22 protein-coding genes and 1 other annotated feature (1 of these 23 cut by a window edge) are annotated in these 17,614 nt (G+C 31.5%); of the genes, 17 read left to right on the top strand and 5 right to left on the bottom strand.

From position 1 onward, the window contains the following. Positions 1 to 180 precede the first annotated feature (180 nt). From B5E87_RS12085 to mscL, 17 genes are all read left to right on the top strand, one after another. Positions 181 to 783, top strand: coding sequence for an L-threonylcarbamoyladenylate synthase (locus B5E87_RS12085; protein ID WP_087245161.1), 603 nt, complete (start codon positions 181 to 183; stop codon positions 781 to 783). After that, positions 780 to 1,220, top strand: a complete 441-nt coding sequence (rpiB, locus tag B5E87_RS12080; protein ID WP_087245160.1) for a ribose 5-phosphate isomerase B — start codon at positions 780 to 782, stop codon at positions 1,218 to 1,220. Before B5E87_RS12085 ends, rpiB begins: the two co-directional genes overlap by 4 nt. 2 nt (positions 1,221 to 1,222) lie before the next feature. After that, on the top strand, positions 1,223 to 2,464 hold the full coding sequence (locus B5E87_RS12075; protein WP_087245159.1) for a serine hydroxymethyltransferase: 1,242 nt from the start codon (positions 1,223 to 1,225) through the stop codon (positions 2,462 to 2,464). A gap of 114 nt (positions 2,465 to 2,578) precedes the next feature. Further along, entirely contained in the window at positions 2,579 to 3,202 is a 624-nt protein-coding gene (upp, locus tag B5E87_RS12070; protein ID WP_087245158.1) for a uracil phosphoribosyltransferase, read from the top strand. A 163-nt stretch (positions 3,203 to 3,365) separates the two neighbouring features. Continuing rightward, complete coding sequence (locus B5E87_RS12065; RefSeq protein ID WP_087245157.1) at positions 3,366 to 3,731, top strand: ATP synthase subunit I; 366 nt, start codon at positions 3,366 to 3,368, stop codon at positions 3,729 to 3,731. Next, a complete protein-coding gene (locus tag B5E87_RS12060) occupies positions 3,732 to 4,397 on the top strand; it encodes a F0F1 ATP synthase subunit A (RefSeq protein WP_087245156.1) in 666 nt (221 codons plus the stop codon). 57 nt (positions 4,398 to 4,454) lie between these two features. After that, the gene (gene atpE / locus B5E87_RS12055) at positions 4,455 to 4,697 is read left to right on the top strand and encodes an ATP synthase F0 subunit C (protein WP_087245155.1); all 243 of its coding nucleotides are present in this window, start codon (positions 4,455 to 4,457) and stop codon (positions 4,695 to 4,697) included. Between the two features lie 37 nt (positions 4,698 to 4,734). Next, positions 4,735 to 5,238, top strand: coding sequence for a F0F1 ATP synthase subunit B (gene atpF / locus B5E87_RS12050; RefSeq protein WP_087245154.1), 504 nt, complete (start codon positions 4,735 to 4,737; stop codon positions 5,236 to 5,238). Then, positions 5,238 to 5,768 carry a F0F1 ATP synthase subunit delta gene (locus tag B5E87_RS12045; protein ID WP_087245153.1) on the top strand — a complete coding sequence of 177 codons (531 nt, stop codon included), beginning with the start codon at positions 5,238 to 5,240 and terminating at the stop codon, positions 5,766 to 5,768. Before atpF ends, B5E87_RS12045 begins: the two co-directional genes overlap by 1 nt. 8 nt (positions 5,769 to 5,776) lie before the next feature. Continuing rightward, complete coding sequence (gene atpA, locus B5E87_RS12040; protein WP_087245152.1) at positions 5,777 to 7,300, top strand: F0F1 ATP synthase subunit alpha; 1,524 nt, start codon at positions 5,777 to 5,779, stop codon at positions 7,298 to 7,300. 3 nt (positions 7,301 to 7,303) lie between these two features. Beyond that, positions 7,304 to 8,152 (top strand): ATP synthase F1 subunit gamma, encoded by an 849-nt coding sequence (gene atpG / locus B5E87_RS12035; protein WP_087245151.1) that lies wholly within the window; start codon positions 7,304 to 7,306, stop codon positions 8,150 to 8,152. A 14-nt stretch (positions 8,153 to 8,166) separates the two neighbouring features. Then, complete coding sequence (gene atpD, locus B5E87_RS12030; RefSeq protein ID WP_087245150.1) at positions 8,167 to 9,573, top strand: F0F1 ATP synthase subunit beta; 1,407 nt, start codon at positions 8,167 to 8,169, stop codon at positions 9,571 to 9,573. Beyond that, a complete protein-coding gene (gene atpC / locus B5E87_RS12025; protein ID WP_087245149.1) occupies positions 9,560 to 9,967 on the top strand; it encodes an ATP synthase F1 subunit epsilon in 408 nt (135 codons plus the stop codon). Before atpD ends, atpC begins: the two co-directional genes overlap by 14 nt. Before the next feature lie 87 nt (positions 9,968 to 10,054). Further along, entirely contained in the window at positions 10,055 to 10,363 is a 309-nt protein-coding gene (locus tag B5E87_RS12020; RefSeq protein ID WP_087245148.1) for a PTS sugar transporter subunit IIB, read from the top strand. A gap of 98 nt (positions 10,364 to 10,461) precedes the next feature. Continuing rightward, positions 10,462 to 11,241, top strand: coding sequence for an N-acetylmuramoyl-L-alanine amidase family protein (locus B5E87_RS12015; RefSeq protein ID WP_087245147.1), 780 nt, complete (start codon positions 10,462 to 10,464; stop codon positions 11,239 to 11,241). Between the two features lie 61 nt (positions 11,242 to 11,302). Continuing rightward, positions 11,303 to 12,733: a polysaccharide deacetylase family protein gene (locus B5E87_RS12010; protein ID WP_087245146.1), complete on the top strand. Its 1,431-nt coding sequence runs from the start codon at positions 11,303 to 11,305 to the stop codon at positions 12,731 to 12,733. Positions 12,734 to 12,825: 92 nt separating this feature from the next. Further along, positions 12,826 to 13,221 carry a large conductance mechanosensitive channel protein MscL gene (gene mscL / locus B5E87_RS12005; protein ID WP_087245145.1) on the top strand — a complete coding sequence of 132 codons (396 nt, stop codon included), beginning with the start codon at positions 12,826 to 12,828 and terminating at the stop codon, positions 13,219 to 13,221. A gap of 43 nt (positions 13,222 to 13,264) precedes the next feature. On the opposite strand, the gene B5E87_RS12000 is transcribed toward mscL, so the two are convergent. From B5E87_RS12000 to B5E87_RS11975, 5 genes are all read right to left on the bottom strand, one after another. Further along, on the bottom strand, positions 13,265 to 13,504 hold the full coding sequence (locus tag B5E87_RS12000; protein ID WP_241147178.1) for a TFIIB-type zinc ribbon-containing protein: 240 nt from the start codon (positions 13,502 to 13,504) through the stop codon (positions 13,265 to 13,267). A gap of 73 nt (positions 13,505 to 13,577) precedes the next feature. Further along, positions 13,578 to 14,948 carry an aldehyde dehydrogenase gene (locus B5E87_RS11995; RefSeq protein ID WP_087245143.1) on the bottom strand — a complete coding sequence of 457 codons (1,371 nt, stop codon included), beginning with the start codon at positions 14,946 to 14,948 and terminating at the stop codon, positions 13,578 to 13,580. After that, positions 14,938 to 16,107, bottom strand: a complete 1,170-nt coding sequence (locus B5E87_RS11990) for an iron-containing alcohol dehydrogenase (protein ID WP_087245142.1) — start codon at positions 16,105 to 16,107, stop codon at positions 14,938 to 14,940. Before B5E87_RS11990 ends, B5E87_RS11995 begins: the two co-directional genes overlap by 11 nt. 11 nt (positions 16,108 to 16,118) lie before the next feature. Next, a complete protein-coding gene (locus B5E87_RS11985; RefSeq protein ID WP_087245141.1) occupies positions 16,119 to 16,577 on the bottom strand; it encodes a hypothetical protein in 459 nt (152 codons plus the stop codon). A 436-nt stretch (positions 16,578 to 17,013) separates the two neighbouring features. Next, complete coding sequence (locus B5E87_RS11975; protein ID WP_087245139.1) at positions 17,014 to 17,388, bottom strand: DUF4299 family protein; 375 nt, start codon at positions 17,386 to 17,388, stop codon at positions 17,014 to 17,016. Between the two features lie 130 nt (positions 17,389 to 17,518). Beyond that, positions 17,519 to 17,614 (top strand) — a binding site (T-box leader); it runs 103 nt beyond the window's last position.

Genomic DNA, 17,614 nt, shown 5'->3' with positions numbered 1-17,614 from the left:
GAGTAGAGAGATCAATCATAAGAACACCACCTAAGATGATTATACAATACAAAAAAGCGATAATCATCAAAGATGATTAATCGCCATGGACAAAATTTATTTTGTCCTTTTTTTATTTTCAAGTGATATTTGTATAATTTTAAAGGCATTTGTGTTAGAATATCAGCTAAGGTGATGAAGATGACAAAAGTTGTATTAGAAAATCAAATGAATGAAATTTGTGATGTGATTCAAAAAGGTGGTATTGTGGCTTTTCCTACTGAAACAGTTTATGGCGTAGGTATTCATTTTAATGATGAAGAAGCATTAGATCGTTTAATGGAAGCAAAAAATAGAGATTATTCTAAAGCGATTACTTTGATGGTTGCGGATAAAGCAGATATTTCTCAGTATGCTTACATTAGTCCACAGGCACAAAAGATGATTGATCAATTTATGCCTGGAATGATTACGTTGATTTTTAAGAAAAAAGAATCTGTTCATGATAGCATGACAAATGGAAAATCAACCATAGGAATACGTATTCCAGATAGTGAATTTGTTTTATCTTTATTAAAAAAGGTAGGACCTATGTTAGTTACAAGTGCGAATTTATCTCAACATTCTAATACAACTTCAACTCAAGAAGTATTGAATCAATTGGATGGACGTATTGATTTAGTCGTTGATGGTAAAACATCTGATAACATTGCCAGTACAGTTGTTGACGTGAGTCAAGATGAAATCAAAATATTAAGAGCTGGAAAAATAACAAAAGAACAGATAGAGGAGGCAATAAAATGAAAATAGCAGTTGCATGTGATCATGGGGGATATCGTTTAAAAAATGTATTAATGGAAGAAATGAAAAAACAAGGATATGAAGTTGTAGACTTTGGAACATATAATGAGGAAAGCTGTGATTATCCTGATTATGCTGCCAAAGCTGCCAAAGCTGTCGCAAATGGAGAATGTGAAAAAGGTGTTGTCGTTTGTGGTACAGGTATTGGTGTTTCTATTACATGTAATAAAGTCAAAGGTATTCGTTGTGCATTAGTTCATGATGTGTTCAGTGCCAAAGCAACAAGAGCTCATAATGATACAAATATGTTAGCAATGGGGCAAAGAGTGATTGGAGAAGGTTTAGCATTAGAAATCTTAAATGCGTGGCTACATACTGATTATGAAGGTGGTAGACATGATCAAAGAATTGCCAAAATGATGGCTTTGGAGAGTGAATAAAGATGAGAGATCAACAAGTTTTTGAAAGTGTAGAAAGAGAATTAAATAGACAAAGAAATAATATTGAGTTAATTGCTTCAGAAAACTTTGTATCAGAAGAAATATTAGAATTAGCTGGAAGTGTTTTAACAAATAAATATGCAGAAGGATATCCAGGTAAGAGATATTATGGAGGATGCCAATTTGTAGATGAAGTCGAAACTTTAGCAATCAATCGTTTAAAGGAATTATTTGGCTGTGAATATGCAAATGTTCAGCCTCATAGTGGGGCTCAAGCCAATACAGCTGTTTATTTGGCATTATTAAATCATGGGGATAAAGTGTTAGGAATGTCACTTGCTGATGGGGGACATTTAACACATGGACATCCACTCAATTATTCAGGAATCAATTATGAATTTTATAGTTATGGTGTTTCTCGTGATACAGAAACGATTGATTATGATGAATATAAGAGAAAAGTCGAAGAAATCAAACCAAAGTTAGTTGTTGCAGGAGCAAGTGCCTATTCAAGAATCATTGATTTTGAATATATGGCCAAGATTGCTCATGAAAATGGTGCTTTATTTATGGTAGATATGGCACATATTGCTGGTTTAGTTGCTGCTGGTTTACATCCTTCACCTTTCCCTTATGCTGATGTTGTCACAACAACAACACATAAAACTTTAAGGGGACCACGTGGTGGTGTCATTATGTGTAAAGAAGAATTAGGAAAAGCGATTGATAAAGCTGTTTTTCCTGGTATGCAGGGTGGTCCATTAATGCATATTATCGCAGCGAAAGCCGCATGTTTCTATGAAGCTTTACAACCAGAGTTTAAAGATTATGCAAACCAGATTATAAAAAATGCTAAAGCATTAGAACAATCTTTAAAAGAAGAAGGATTTAGATTAGTGGCTGATGGAACGGATAATCATTTAATTTTAATTGATGTTAAAGCAAGTTGTGGCATGAGTGGAAAAAAAGCGGAAAGATTGCTTGATGAAATTCACATTACAGCTAATAAAAATGCGATTCCATTTGATACTGAGAAACCTTTTAAAGCAAGTGGTATTCGTGTAGGAACACCAGCGATGACAACAAAAGGTTTTGATGAAAATGATTTTAGAGAAGTTGGTAAAATTATAGCGTATCGTTTAAAAAATGAAGAAACAGATAGTGTTAAAGAAGAATGTTTAAAAAGAGTAAAAGCATTAACTGATAAAGTGACAATGTATCAAGATAAAACATATTTGAAATAAGAGAAGTTTAATCTTCTCTTTTTTGATTATTGATCATGAAGATGGATAAAGATAGGCTTTATAGGGATAATTTGATATAATGATACTAGAAATGAAAGAAAGAAGGGATTAGAAATGGCAACAATTATTTTAAATCATCCTCTTATTGATCATAAGTTGACCATTATGAGAAATAAAGAAACAGGTACAAAAGAATTTAGACAGAACTTAGATGAAATTGCGATGTTAATGGCTTATGAAGTGACAAAGAGTTTACCATTACAAAATATTGAAATTGAAACACCAATATGTTCTATGACTGGTAAAAAATTAGTCCGTCCTATTGTTTTGGTTCCTATTTTAAGAGCAGGTCTTGGTTTAGTTGATGGTTTTAAAACAATTATACCAACAGCCAAAGTTGGACATATAGGAATGTCAAGAAATGAAGAAACTTTACAGCCAGAGGAATATTATGCTAAATTTCCTTCATGTTTAAAAGAAGCTGATGTGATTGTCCTTGATCCAATGTTAGCAACAGGTGGTAGTGCTTGTGCTGCTATTACAAACATTAAAAAAAGAGGCGCTAAAAATATTAAATTTGCTTGTCTTGTAGCTGCTCCAGAAGGTATACAGGTGATTGAAACTGAGCATTCTGATGTGGATTTAATTGTTGGAGCACTAGATGAGAAACTGAACGATAAAGGCTATATTGTGCCAGGATTAGGAGATGCTGGAGATCGTTTGTTTGGAACAGATTAGCTATATGTCAAAATTGTATAGTGTGAATAATGGTACGATTTAAGTTATCTTGACAAATACTAAAAAGAAATGACTTTTGAACTATATCTTGTAATCAAAAGATTTGTTATTTTTGATTATCCACGGTATAATCAAGATAGTGTTAAAATAAGGAGTGAGCAATGTGAATGAAAAAGATGTTCAAACAGAGTCAAAAAAAATCTTTTTAATCATGTTGCTCTTTTTTTGTTTGATAGGTTTAATATTGAAGAATATGGCCTATCCTTTAGGAGTCATTGTTGGATATATAATTTGTTATATCAATTTTATATTGACAATTAAATTTAGTCATACAATTTTACAGGAAGGACATCATATTTTATTAATTATATTGATGTTTATGTTAAAATTATTTTTGATGATTGTAGGATTTATGATAGCTGTTATATGGAAAGAATACGTTCATCTTTTGAGTGTGTTTTTTGGTTATTTGATTACACCTATCACAATTCATTGGTTAAATTTAAAAACAAGAAAGGAGATGAAATAGATGCATATAGTGATTCAGACAGAATTGATATTTTCTTTAATTATCATGGCCATGTTAGCAGTCTTTTTTATTTATGCAGGAAGAAAGATTGCATTAGCAGATGCAACCAAAAGACCTAAAGGTTTAGTTCTGGTCGTTGAAACAGGTGTAGAAATGATTTATAACTATTTTAAATCAATTATGCCTAGTCGTTTTGAAAAGAACTATTATCCTTATTTTGCAATGCTGTTTTGTTATCTGATCGTGGCTAATATTAGTGGATTAATTGGTTTTGATGCACCAACATCCAATTATTCTATTACGTTGGCTATGACAATTATTACATTTGTTTTGATACAGTTTAACGCAATTCGAAAAAAAGGAATTAAAGAATATATCAAGGGTAATGTTTGGCCACCAACGAATATCTTTGGAACAATAGCACCCTTAATATCGTTATCATTCCGTATTTTTGGTAATATTTTAAGTGGTAGTATTTTAATGTCGTTGCTTTATCAGTTTACAGGTTGGTTATCAAGTTTAATCATTCCAACGACAGTTAATTTTTTAGGACCAGTTATTGCGCCAGTGTTCCATGTTTATTTTGATTTATTTGCTGGTGTTATTCAGACATTAGTGTTTGTAACAATTTCATCTATATTAATCATGATGGAAAATGAAGATTGATCTTAACTATAAATATAGTTTTGATAAATAAAAAAATATAATGGAGGTAAATAAAATATGACAGATTTAGGTTTAGTTGCAATCGCTGCAGGAATTGCAGTATGTGCAGGTTTAGGTACAGGTATTGGTGAAGGTATTGCTGCAAGTAAAGCAGTTGAAGCAGTAGGTAGAAATCCAGAAGCTGAAAGTAAAATCAGAACAATGATGATTTTAGGTATCGCATTAACTGAAACAGTTGCTATTTATGGATTATTGATTTCAATTATTTTAATTTTCGTATTCCCAGCTTTATATTTATAAAAAGGTGATTGGCTTTTTATAAGAAGGGAGGCATACAATGAGTATTGATGTTGCAGGGAAATTATTCCCTAATCTTGCGACAATCGTGATTCAATTATTATCCACAGGTGTTTTATTGATTATTTTTAGAAAGTTCTTTTGGGCTCCAACACAAAAGTATTTCCAAAAACGTGCTGATTTTATCGAATCACAAATTCAGGATGCAAAAACATCTCAGCAAAAAGCAAAGCAGCTTATGTTAGAAAGTGAAGAACAGGCACGTCAATCTGCTAAAGAGTATCATGATATTATTGAACAGGCTAAAAATGATGCTTTAAAAATTCATGAAGATTTAGTTGCAAAGGCAAAAGAAGAAGCTACTCGTAAGCTAGAACAGGCAGAAAGAGAAATTGAAGTTGAAAAACAACAGGCTAGAGAAGACATGAAGAAAGAAATGGTCAATATAGCTATTGAGGCAGCAACAAAAGTAATGAGTAAAGAAATGAATTCAAAGGAAAATCAACAAATGGTAGAAGATTTTGTTGATCAGGTTGTTCATTAATGGATACTATTGCAAAAAGATATGCTGAAGCATTATTTGCTTTAGCAAAAGAGGAAAATGCTGTCGAAACATATCAAAAAGATATGGAGAAAGTTGAAGATATCTTTCATGATCAAAGTATTTTACAGTTTTTTAGTCATGTTGCGATTCATGATGAAGATAAATATAAGGTATTGAATCAATGCTTAAAAGGACAAATTGAAACATATGTCTATCAATTTCTTTTATTGCTGATTAAAAAAAGAAGAATCAAATATATTGTTTTGATTTGTCATCAATTTCAAAATTTATGTTATGAATACTTGGGTATTCAAGTTGGAAAAGTATGGAGTGCTTACGAACTTTCTCAAGCAGAAATAGAGAAAATTCAAGAAGCCATGTCTATGAAGACAAACAAGAAAGTCTTATTAAAACAAGCGATTGATCCATCTTTAATTGGTGGAATTAAAGTTGAGATTGATCATCATGTATATGATAATTCTATATCTTATAAGATGGGATTATTGAAACAGGAATTATTAAGAAAGTAGGTGAAAGTGTGGATTTAAGACCAGATGAGATTAGTTCGTTAATTAAGGAACAGATTAAACATTTTGCAGATCAAATAGAATCAAAAGATGTTGGAACTGTTATGACAGTAGGTGACGGTGTAACATTGATTCATGGTTTAGATAATGCCATGTTAGGAGAATTGTTGTTATTTCCTGGTGATGTTTATGGAATGGTTATGAATCTAGAAGAAGATGCTGTAGGCGCTGTTTTACTTGGTGATGAAGGTTCTATCAAAGAAGGCGATGAAGTCAAAAGAACAGGACGAATTATTGAAGTTCCTGTTGGTGATGGATTGTTAGGGCGTGTTGTCAATCCATTAGGACAACCTATTGATGGACAAGGAGAAATTGTTTATCAGCATACACGTCCTATTGAAAAGATTGCACCAGGTGTTATGACAAGAAAATCTGTTGATCAGCCACTTCAGACAGGAATTACATGTATTGATGCGATTATTCCTATCGGTAGAGGTCAACGTGAGTTAATTATTGGTGATAGACAAACAGGAAAGACAGCTATTGCGATTGATACAATATTAAATCAAAAAGGACAGAATATTTATTGTATTTATGTTGCTATTGGACAAAAGAATTCTACTGTTGCTCAAATTGTTGAAAAATTACGTCAAGGTGGAGCAATGGAATATACAACTGTTGTATCTGCTGGGGCCAGTGAATTAGCTCCTGTTCAATATATTGCACCTTATGCAGGATGTGCTATGGCAGAAGAATGGCTAGAAGAAGGTAAAGATGTCTTGATTGTTTATGATGATTTATCTAAACATGCGGTTGCTTATCGTACAGTCTCTTTATTATTAAAAAGACCACCAGGACGTGAAGCTTATCCAGGTGATGTATTCTACTTACATTCAAGATTACTGGAAAGAGCTTGTCGTTTAGATGATGAACATGGTGGAGGATCAATTACAGCTTTACCAATTATTGAAACACAGGCAGGGGATATTTCAGCATATATTCCAACAAATGTGATTTCTATTACAGATGGACAGATATTCTTACAACAGGATTTATTTAACTCAGGAATAAGACCAGCTATTGACACTGGATTATCTGTCAGCCGTGTTGGTTCATCAGCACAGATTAAGGCTATGAAACAAGTATCAAGCTCTTTAAAATTAGAACTTGCACAATATAGTGAAATGCAGGCATTTGCACAATTTGGTAGTGATTTGGATGCTGCGACAAAAGCAACTTTGGAACATGGACAAAGAGTGAGAGAAGTTTTAAAACAGGCTCAATATTCTCCACGTAGTGTAGATCAGCAGGTTATTACATTATTTGCTTTAAAATATGGTTATACAAAACAAATTCCAGTTGCTAAAATCAATCAATTCATGGATGAACTTTATCAAAATATTCAAAATCAACATCCTGAAATGATAACAGATATTCAACAACAAAAATCAATCAGCGATGAATTATCTTTAAAAATGAAAGATGTCATGAATGCTTTTGTAGAAAATTTCTTAAAAGTGAATAAGGAAGGTTAGTTTATGGCTAATGATATGCAGTCTATTAAAAGACGTATAAAATCCGTTGAATCAACAAAGAAAATTACAAAAGCAATGCAGCTTGTCGCAACTTCTAAGTTGAGAAAAGCAAGAAATCAGATGGATGAATTAAGACCTTACTATAGTAAAATTCAAGAAACGGTAGGGCAAATCTTAGAAAGCAATAAAGGTATGGTGGAAAGTCCATATTTAATAGAAAATCAGGCAGGAAAACATATTTATATTATTGTAACGTCAAGTTTAGGATTATGTGGTGGTTATAATGCAAATGTTTTTAAAACCATGGTTGAATGTTTAAAACCAGATGATGAAATTTATATGATTGGTAGTAAAGGTGCAAGCTATTTAGCACATCATCATATTGATTATCATTCACAATATGTAGAATTAAATTCAACATTAGATTTTAAAGATGTCATTAGACTTGTTCATGAATTAACAAAACGTTATCAAAATCAAGAGATTGCAAGTATTCAAATGATTTATACAAAGTTTGTTAATAACTTGACATTCCAGCCATGTGTGATGGATTTATTGCCTGTTCATACACAGGATTTTGAAAATATGACTTTAACCAAAAAAGCGACTTTATTTGAACCAAGTCCAGAAGCTGTTTTGAATGATTTGATACCTATGTATTTACAGTCAGTTATTTATGGATATTTGGTAGAATCAGTGACAAGTGAAAATGCTTCAAGAAGAACATCTATGGAAAATGCTACAGATAATGCAGAAGATTTAATAGAAGAATTATTATTGAAATATAATCAGGCAAGGCAAAGTGCTATTACGAATGAAATTAGTGAAATCGTAGCAGGAGTCAATGCTTAATAAGGAGGTGCAGCATGTCAAATATAGGAAAAATCGTACGTGCGGTAGGTCCAGTTGTTGATATTGCTTTTGATGATGGACATTTACCAGCATTAAATACTGCTATTGAAATTGATAATAATGGCGAATTATTGACAGTAGAAGTCGCACAACACATTGGTGATGATGTGGTTCGTTGTATTGCGATGGGGTCTACTGATGGTTTAAAAAGAGGTTTGGAAGCCAAAGATACACAACATCCTATTTGTGTACCAGTAGGAAATGAAACATTGGGAAGAATGTTTAATGTACTAGGGCAACCGATTGATGAAAAAGAGGCATTACCTTCAGATATTCAAAAAATGCCAATTCATCGTAATGCTCCAACATATGCTGATCAAAAAACAGAAACAGAAATCTTAGAAACAGGGATTAAAGTTATTGATTTAATTTGTCCTTATATCAAAGGTGGAAAGATTGGTTTATTTGGTGGTGCCGGTGTTGGAAAAACAGTTTTAATTCAAGAATTGATTAATAATATTGCTTCGCAACATGGTGGTTTATCTGTATTTGCAGGTGTTGGAGAACGTTCAAGAGAAGGTAATGATTTGTATTATGAAATGAAGGAAAGTGGCGTTTTAAATAAAACAACACTTGTCTTTGGACAAATGAATGAACCGCCAGGATCACGTTTAAGAGTAGGTTTAACTGGATTGACAATGGCAGAATATTTTAGAGATGAACAACATCAGGATGTCTTATTGTTTATTGATAATATTTTCCGTTTTACTCAGGCAGGTTCAGAAGTGTCAGCATTGTTAGGACGTGTTCCATCACAAGCAGGATATCAGCCTACTTTAGCTACAGAAATGGGACAATTACAGGAACGTATTACATCGACAAAGAAAGGGTCTATTACATCAGTTCAGGCTGTCTATGTTCCGGCAGATGATTTAACTGACCCTGCTCCAGCAACAACATTTGCTCACTTAGATGCAAAAGTTGTTTTAGATCGTTCTATTGCTGCGTTGGGTATTTATCCAGCCGTTGATCCATTGAATTCATCATCACGTGCATTGGATCCATTGATTGTTGGAAAAGAACATTATGAAGTTGCTCATGGTGTTCAACAGATTCTTCAAAGATTCCAGGATTTACAGGACATTATTGCCATTTTAGGTATGGATGAATTAAGTGAAGAAGATAAAGTCACAGTTGCTAGAGCAAGACGTGTTCGTAATTATTTATCACAACCATTTACTGTTGCTTCACAGTTTACGGGATTAGAAGGAAAATATGTTCGTGTACAAGATACAATTCAAGGATTTAAAGAAATTCTTGAAGGAAAATGGGATCATTTACCTGAACAGGCTTTCCATAATGTCGGATCTATTGAAGAAGCAGTTGAGAAAGCAAAAACTTTAACAGATGACAACATTTAAATTAAAGATTGTAACACCTAAAGGTGTTTATCAGGAAGTAGATGTTGAAATGCTAAATCTACGAACAACAACAGGGCAAATTGGTATACTTGCCCATCATATTCCTCTAGCCAGTAGCATAGATATATCAGAAATGAACTATGTTGATTCTCATCATAATAAACATTATTTTGCGATTGCAGGTGGTTTTGTTTATGTGGGTGAAGAAGATACAACCATTATCACAAGTGCTATTGAATCAAGTGATGAAATTGATTTATTACGTGCTCAAAATTCTAAAAAGAGAGCAGAGGATCGTTTAAAAACACCACAGGACATTGATGTTTTACGTGCTGAAATTGCATTGAAAAAAGCAATAACAAGAATAAATGTGAAAACAACACATCAAACATAGAGTTATCTCTATGTTTTTTTCAAAAACTGATTAAAAAATTTTACAACTTCCTTTGAAATTGTTATCATAATAAATGGAGGAATGCTTATGAAAATTTTACTAGTATGTTCAGCAGGAATGTCAACAAGTTTGTTAGTTGAAAGAATGTTAGCTGCTGCTAAAGAAAGACAATTAGATGTTGATATTGAAGCCAGACCAATTGCAGATACAGTTCAATATGGTCAAGATGCTGATGCAATCATGTTAGGACCTCAAGTTCGTTTTCAGGAAGAACATATTCGTTCATTATTTGATGAAAATAAACCTATTGCCGTTATTGATATGAAAGATTATGGGATGATGAATGGGAAAAAGGTTCTTGATGAAGCGATTCAACTTATAGAATCAAAGAAATAAATCATATTGATGAGAGTCAATATGATTTTTTTATGGAAAACATTTGATTATACGACAAAAAATGATAAAATAACAACGATTGCAAAGGAAGTGAAAAAGTGGTTAGAAAAAAGAAAAGAATTAGAAAAGATAGAGTGATTATTGTTTGTGTATTAGCATTAGTTATATGTTTTGGTATTTATAAAGGAACATCTTGGATGATTCATACAATTTCTTCTTTATTAGAACCTGAAGTTCAACAAGAAGTTGTCCAAGAAAAAGAGGAAGAAAAGGTTAAAGAGTATATAGCAACAGTTGTATTAGATCCTGGACATGGAGATTGGGATCCAGGCGCTAATGTCAATGATGTTTTAGAAAAAGATATAACATTAACAACTGCAAAAGCGATTGGTCAAGCCTTAGAAGAAGCCAATATTAAGGCTATCTATACAAGAGAAAGTGATGTCTCTTTATCTAATAATAAAATAGAAGATTTAAAGAAAAGGGCAGCGACAAGTGCTGAAAATAATGCACACTATTTTGTATCTGTTCATGTGAATTCATTTGATGAATCTGATGAAGTTTCTGGATTTGAAATTTATAAAAAAAATAATGAAAGTGATTCATTAGCTCAAAATATTGGAAAACATATGGAAACATTAAATTATTCAAAAAACAGAGGTATTATAGATGCAGGGAAATCTCTACAAGTTTTAAGAGATAATACAGTACCGTCTGTTTTGATTGAAATGGGATATCTTAATAATAAAAATGACTATAGTTATTTGAGTGATAATGAAAAATTACAAAAAATGGGAGAAGCTATAGCAAATGGAATTATTGATGAAGTTCAAACTTATCTTTTAAAAGATTCAGCACAAAATAATACAAATAAGTAGAAATATCCACAAGAAATTCAAAACAATTTGATATCATGAAAAACGTGGAAAGGTGTTATATATGAGTCTAAAATTAAAAAAGGATATAAAGAAAAAAGCTATATTATTGGTTGGGATATTATGTATTGTTACAGTTGTGTTTTTTATCTTTAAAATGTTCAATAAACCTTTGATTGCATTTAAGAAAAATCCAGTTGAAGTAGAAATAAATGAAAATATTGATCCAACTTCTTATATAGAAGAGATACATGGAAAATATAAAAGCAGCGATGTAAAAGTTGATGCAAGTCAAGTGGATACAAAAAAATTAGGTGAATATACCATCCAGTATGCATTAAATGATAAAAAATATGATTTAACTGTAAAAGTTGTAGATACACATGCACCTACTTTTAAAGTTAAAAATTTAGATATAGATGTTGGTATGAAAGTAGATGTTAAAGATGTTGTTTCAGACATTAAAGATGCAACAAAAACAAAAGCATATTTTAAAAAAGATTATAACTTTACAAAAGAAGGTAAACAAAATGTCACTGTTGTTGTGGAAGATGAAGGTGGCAATAAAACAGAGAAAGAGATAGAAGTCAATATTGTCAAGGATACTGAAAAACCAGAATTAACAGGATTACATGATTTAACTGTAAAAGTTAATGGAGATGTTGATTATCTTTCAGGTTTAACTGCTAAAGATAATCGAGATCCTAGTCCAAAAATTACTGTAGATTCAAGTGATGTTGATTTGAAGAAAACAGGAACATATACAGTTAAATATACAGTTAAAGATAGAAGTGGTAATGCTGATACTTTTACTAGAAATGTTAAAGTGTTGAAAAAAGTTGTGACAAAGGCTGTTCCATCAAGTGAAGAGAAAATTGTATATTTAACATTTGATGATGGACCATCTGAAAATACAAAGAAAATTATTGATATATTGGATAAATATGGTGCGAAAGCAACATTCTTTGTGACTGGTAACAATAAAAAATGTAATAAGTATATTAAAGAAGCTTATGAAAAAGGACATACGATAGGATTACATACCTATAGTCATGATTATAAGGAAGTTTATTCATCAATGGATGCTTATTTTGATGATTTAAATAAAATTGGACAAATGGTTAAAGAACAAATAGGATTTGTTCCTAAATATATTCGTTTTCCGGGAGGAAGTTCAAATACAAAATCTGCAAGTTATTGTAAAGGATTAATGACAACATTAGTGACAGAAGTCCAAAATAGAGGTTATCAGTATTATGATTGGAATGCAGATTCAACAGATGCTGGTGGAAATAACAGACCTGTTTCTGTCATTGTGAAAAATGCAACCCAAAGTAAAGCGAAAAATATTAATTTATTAATGCATGATACAGCTGCAAAATCAACAACAGTGGAAGCTTTACCAAAGATTATTGAACATTATCAAAAATTAGGATATATTTTTAAAGGTATTGATGATACATCATTTACTCCACATCATGGGGTTAATAATTAAAGTCAGACATGATATTGTTTGACTTTTTTTCAATAAGATATTCTGTATTTTCTTGTTGGAATATGTTATTCTATGAAAAAGTAGGTGAAGATATGAAGAATTTTATGAATGAATTTAAGAAGTTTGCTTTACGTGGAAATATGCTGGATATGGCGATTGGGGTTATTATAGGGGGAGCTTTTACTGGTATTGTGACCTCTTTAACTGATAATTTTATTAACCCTATTTTAAATTTTGTCACTGGTGGAAAAATATATACTTTACAGGATATTGCAGGTTTTGCATCAGCATTTCTTTCATCATTAGTAAATTTCTTTATTATGGCTTTTGTTTTATTTTGTATTATGAAGGCTGTGAATAAATTGATGAGTATTGGTAAAAAAGAGGATGAAGTTATTCCTGATAAGAAAATTTGTCCGTTTTGTAAATCAGAAATTCATATTGAGGCATCACGTTGTCCTCATTGTACATCACAATTAGAAGACTAAAAAAAGCTGTCGGAATAAGCATTTCACTTATCCCTGACAGCTTTTATTCTCCACCAAAGATTTCAAGAATATCAATTAAAGTAGAACTTTTCTTCTTTTTGTGTGATTTTTCATAATCTTTAGATGAATGCTGTTTTTTTTCTCCTGAAGCTCGTTCAATAATTTTATCAAGTTCACCACGATCTAACCAAATTCCACGACATTCAGGACAATAATCAATTTCAATACCATGTTTTTCTGACATAAGCAATGTCACATCTTTGCATACAGGACACTTCATCATATTTCCTCCTTTATGTTGTATTTATATATATGATATATATTATATTTTAAATCAATATTAACAATATGTGAAATCATTTGAGAAACATTCTGATCAGTTTATCTTTCATTGAATTATAAGGATAATAACGCATTGGTAAATCTATCCAAGTTGCTTTTTTGACAATACTTCTGGTATGAGAGAAAGTTTCAAAACTCTTTTTACCATGATATGATCCCATACCACTATTTCCAACACCACCAAAACCTAATTCACTTGTCGCAAGATGAATAATTGTATCATTAATACATCCACCACCAAAGCTACAATGTTTTAATAATTTCTTTTGAATCGCTTTATCTTGAGAGAAGATATAGAAAGCCAGTGGCTTTTCTCTTTGATTAATAAAGGCTATAGCTTCATCAATGTTTTGATAAGTTAAGATAGGAAGAATAGGACCAAAGATTTCTTCTTGCATTAATGGATTGTTTCCATCAACATGATCAACAACCGTTGGTTCAATCTGTAAAGTTTCTAGATTTCTATGACCACCAATCACAATATCCTGATTTTCTAATAAATGTGATAATCTATCAAAGTGTTTTTGATTAATAATTTTAACAAGTTGAGGATTTTGTAAAGGTTGATCACCAAAGAATTCATGAATAGTATCTTTCATATATTGAATGAACTGATCTTTATATTTGTCTTTGATTAATAAATAATCAGGAGCCACACATGTCTGACCAGCATTTAAAAACTTACCAAAAGCAATACGTTTAGCAGCCAGTTTCAAGCTCTTATCATCATCAACGATACAAGGACTTTTCCCACCTAATTCTAAAGTTACAGGTGTTAAATAACGACTCGCTTTTTCCATAACCAGTTTGCCAACATTCACACTACCTGTAAAGAAAATATAATCAAAACGTTGTTCCAAAAGTTCTGTATTCTCAGCTCTTCCACCTTCAACAACTGCCACATATCTTTCATCGCAGCTTTCACTCACCATTTGTTTAATCACATGTGAAACATTTGGAGCATAAGCACTCGGCTTAATAATGACAGTATTTCCAGCTGCAATAGCGCCAACTGCTGGTTCAATTGATAACATGAAAGGATAATTCCAAGGACTCATAATCAATGTCACACCATAAGGCTCATAAGATTCAAAGCTTGTTCCATAGAATTGAGAGATTGGCGTCCAGACATATTTATTACGACTCCATTTTTTAATATGTTTTAACTGATAGTTTAATTCACTTAAAACCAAACCAATTTCACACATATAAGATTCGACAGCATCTTTATTCAAATCTTTTTTCAAAGCTTCAATAATACGATTTTGATGTTCTAAAATCCAAGTTCTCAAAGCTTTTAAAGTCTGTATTCTATGATTAATATCTTTAGTATATTGTGTCTGATAAAATTCACGTTGAGTTTTCACTAATTCTTTAATATCCATAATGACCCTCCAATATATTGATAATATCTTGTTTATTTGCATATTTGTTATTGACTATTAAAGCTCCATCATTTAAAGCCTTCTCAGCCACTTCATTGATATTTTCAGGCAAACTTTCAACACTTTCCAGTGATACAGGAAGATTTGTCTTTTCATGTAAAGTTTGTAATAAACGCGCAATATAATCAATCGCCTTTTGTCCTAACTGCTCCTTTGGTGTTTGACTATAAAGTTCTTTTTGTTCAAGATATAATAATAAATCCCCATATAAGTCTTTATTGACTTCAAGATTATAACGCATACAAGGGACAAGCAGCATACTCATGGCATCTCCATGAGCTACATGGCAGACAGCTCCTAAGGCATGTCCAATGGCATGAACGATACCAACCATTGAATTCGAAAAGGCACATCCAGCTTCATAAGAAGCTAAAGCAAGATTTAATCGGATGTTTTCATCTTTTGGATTGTCTATGACTTTTAAAATATTTTGTGAAATGGTTTGTATCGCTAAGATAGCATAAGCATCACTGATTGGATTTTTCTGTGAACATGTATAAGCTTCAATAGCATGTGTTAAAGCATCAATACCTGTGGAAGCTGTTGTCTTGAGAGGTAGGTTTTGAGTTAAGACAGGATCAAGGAAAGCAACATGACTTTGAATATGCTGTGAGATGATTTCCAGTTTGACTTGCTTTTCAGGATGACTGACTACGGCGACACATGTCGCTTCACTACCAGTCCCACTTGTTGTTGGAATCGCAAAGAATGGCACATCTTGACCAAGTTTTAAATCTTCAAAACCTAAAATATCTTCAATGGATTCACATTCCTGTGATAACATCAAATAAACACCTTTAGCAGTATCTAAAACACTTCCACCACCTAAAGCAATCAATCCATCACAATTTTCTTTAATATAATAATCTTGAATATCTTCAATTGTATGAATAGAAGAATCAACAGGAATATCTGTATATAGACTATAATCTAATGATAAATGTTTGGTAAGAATATCAACATATTTGAGTTGATATAAAACATGGTCTGTTAAAATCAGAGGATGTTTCATATGATATTGTTGACATTCGTATTCAAGTTGGCTTAAAGCATTTTGCCCAGCACATACCTTTGTTTTATTGACAAATTCAAAATACATAATGATCCCTCCTAAGCAAATAAAGCTTTTATATAAATCAATAAAGTCGGTTTATATTTCTTTTCCTGATGATTTAAAATACGTTTTGTCATAAAACGAGGGAAAAGATAAGTTTCCACCAAATCAACACATCTGACAAATCTCATACTTTCAAAAACATCTCCTCTTAAAGAAAAACGATGTTCTAAATAAGCACTTTTGACACTCATCATACCTGTAAAAACAAGCAAAGCTGTCTGAATGCTTTTAAAGGTAATACAAATATCAGGTTTTACATTTTTGACTTTCTGTAATCCTTTTTGATATGTGTATTTGATTGTGATAGAAGGTCCATGCATGACTTGTAATGTTAAAACTTTATCTTGTTTCCATCCATCTAATTCTTCTTTCATACGTGGATCATCATGATAAAGAACTTTCATACCACGATATAAAAACTGCATCACAACCCAAATAATCAGCTTTTTCATATGCACTCACTCCTTATCAATATTATAACATTTAAAAAAGTGATAGTAAAAAGATAAAACTTGACCATTATTTTTTATACATTATCCTTTTCCCTTCATCGTGTTTATGGTTTCAATAATGATAAGAACAATATAAATAATCAAAGTTATGATATATATCATAGAATAAGAAGAAATAAAAGAGATGACACTATCTCTTTGCGTGTTGATAATCAGTAGATAAATCAATAACAAAGCGGTGAAAAGAGAATTGGTTTTTTTAAGATAACTTTGATTACGATACTTTATGTTTAAAATCTTGACTATGATACAAGAAACAACAATGAATTCTAAAATAATACCTAAAATCATTTTTTTACCTTCCTTTCATGTGTTCAATATTTGTATTTATAAGATTGTTCAAATAATCAAAATATTATAATTGTTATAAGTTATTTTATAGACTCTTCAATTCATCTAAAGTTAATCCTCTTACTAAAATAAAATTGCTATCTTCAGCAAGGATATAAGGCTGTAATTTTTTAAGACATGTTCCATAATCCATTTGACCTATCATCGAATCATTTGTCGCATCAATAAGAGCGATTCTCCATTGTGATATACGCTGACCTTCAACCTCAAAATGTATTTGAGGCTGTTTTAAGAACATTGTTTTCACACCTTCAGTTAAACTCATCGCACCAAATACACTCCCATCAGATTGCTTATAAAAATGAGGTTTAGCTTTATAAGCATCATCCCAATTGACAGTTTTTTTCTTTTTGTTAAATAAACCCATAAAATCAGTCCTTTCTATTCTTATTAATTTCATTATATCATTAGAACTGTAATGAAATCATTGATTTCGCTTATTAAAAAAAAGATTGATTTCTATTTCGCAAAAAATAGTTATGAAACTTTATTGACTTTAAAAAAAATATTTGATAATGTTTAAGAGTATAAAAAAGGCAAAGAACAGCAGAGATTAAAAGGGCGTTGTAGAGAACTGATGGTTGGTGCAAATCAGGACATAACTTTTATGAAGATGGGCTGGGAGC

Source organism: Massilimicrobiota sp. An142 (genome assembly GCF_002160725.1).
GTDB classification, from domain to species: Bacteria; Bacillota_I; Bacilli_A; order Erysipelotrichales; family Coprobacillaceae; genus Allocoprobacillus; species Allocoprobacillus merdigallinarum.
The sequence above is the reverse complement of the archived record's forward strand: the minus strand, read 5'-3'. Positions and strand labels throughout refer to the sequence as shown.

Bases quoted from the DNA above. Each gene is read 5' to 3' on its own strand.
- B5E87_RS12020 (WP_087245148.1), top strand. From the start codon at position 10,055: ATGAAAATTTTACTAGTATGTTCAGCAGGAATGTCAACAAGTTTGTTA.
- mscL (WP_087245145.1), top strand. From the start codon at position 12,826: ATGAAGAATTTTATGAATGAATTTAAGAAGTTTGCTTTACGTGGAAAT.
- B5E87_RS11990 (WP_087245142.1), bottom strand. From the start codon at position 16,107: ATGTATTTTGAATTTGTCAATAAAACAAAGGTATGTGCTGGGCAAAAT.
- B5E87_RS11975 (WP_087245139.1), bottom strand. From the start codon at position 17,388: ATGAAATTAATAAGAATAGAAAGGACTGATTTTATGGGTTTATTTAAC.
- B5E87_RS12000 (WP_241147178.1), bottom strand. From the start codon at position 13,504: ATGATGAAGTGTCCTGTATGCAAAGATGTGACATTGCTTATGTCAGAA.
- B5E87_RS12010 (WP_087245146.1), top strand. From the start codon at position 11,303: ATGAGTCTAAAATTAAAAAAGGATATAAAGAAAAAAGCTATATTATTG.
- atpC (WP_087245149.1), top strand. From the start codon at position 9,560: ATGACAACATTTAAATTAAAGATTGTAACACCTAAAGGTGTTTATCAG.
- B5E87_RS11995 (WP_087245143.1), bottom strand. From the start codon at position 14,948: ATGGATATTAAAGAATTAGTGAAAACTCAACGTGAATTTTATCAGACA.
- atpF (WP_087245154.1), top strand. From the start codon at position 4,735: ATGAGTATTGATGTTGCAGGGAAATTATTCCCTAATCTTGCGACAATC.
- B5E87_RS12045 (WP_087245153.1), top strand. From the start codon at position 5,238: ATGGATACTATTGCAAAAAGATATGCTGAAGCATTATTTGCTTTAGCA.
- atpG (WP_087245151.1), top strand. From the start codon at position 7,304: ATGGCTAATGATATGCAGTCTATTAAAAGACGTATAAAATCCGTTGAA.
- upp (WP_087245158.1), top strand. From the start codon at position 2,579: ATGGCAACAATTATTTTAAATCATCCTCTTATTGATCATAAGTTGACC.
- atpD (WP_087245150.1), top strand. From the start codon at position 8,167: ATGTCAAATATAGGAAAAATCGTACGTGCGGTAGGTCCAGTTGTTGAT.
- B5E87_RS12085 (WP_087245161.1), top strand. From the start codon at position 181: ATGACAAAAGTTGTATTAGAAAATCAAATGAATGAAATTTGTGATGTG.
- rpiB (WP_087245160.1), top strand. From the start codon at position 780: ATGAAAATAGCAGTTGCATGTGATCATGGGGGATATCGTTTAAAAAAT.
- atpE (WP_087245155.1), top strand. From the start codon at position 4,455: ATGACAGATTTAGGTTTAGTTGCAATCGCTGCAGGAATTGCAGTATGT.
- B5E87_RS12075 (WP_087245159.1), top strand. From the start codon at position 1,223: ATGAGAGATCAACAAGTTTTTGAAAGTGTAGAAAGAGAATTAAATAGA.
- B5E87_RS11985 (WP_087245141.1), bottom strand. From the start codon at position 16,577: ATGAAAAAGCTGATTATTTGGGTTGTGATGCAGTTTTTATATCGTGGT.
- B5E87_RS12060 (WP_087245156.1), top strand. From the start codon at position 3,732: ATGCATATAGTGATTCAGACAGAATTGATATTTTCTTTAATTATCATG.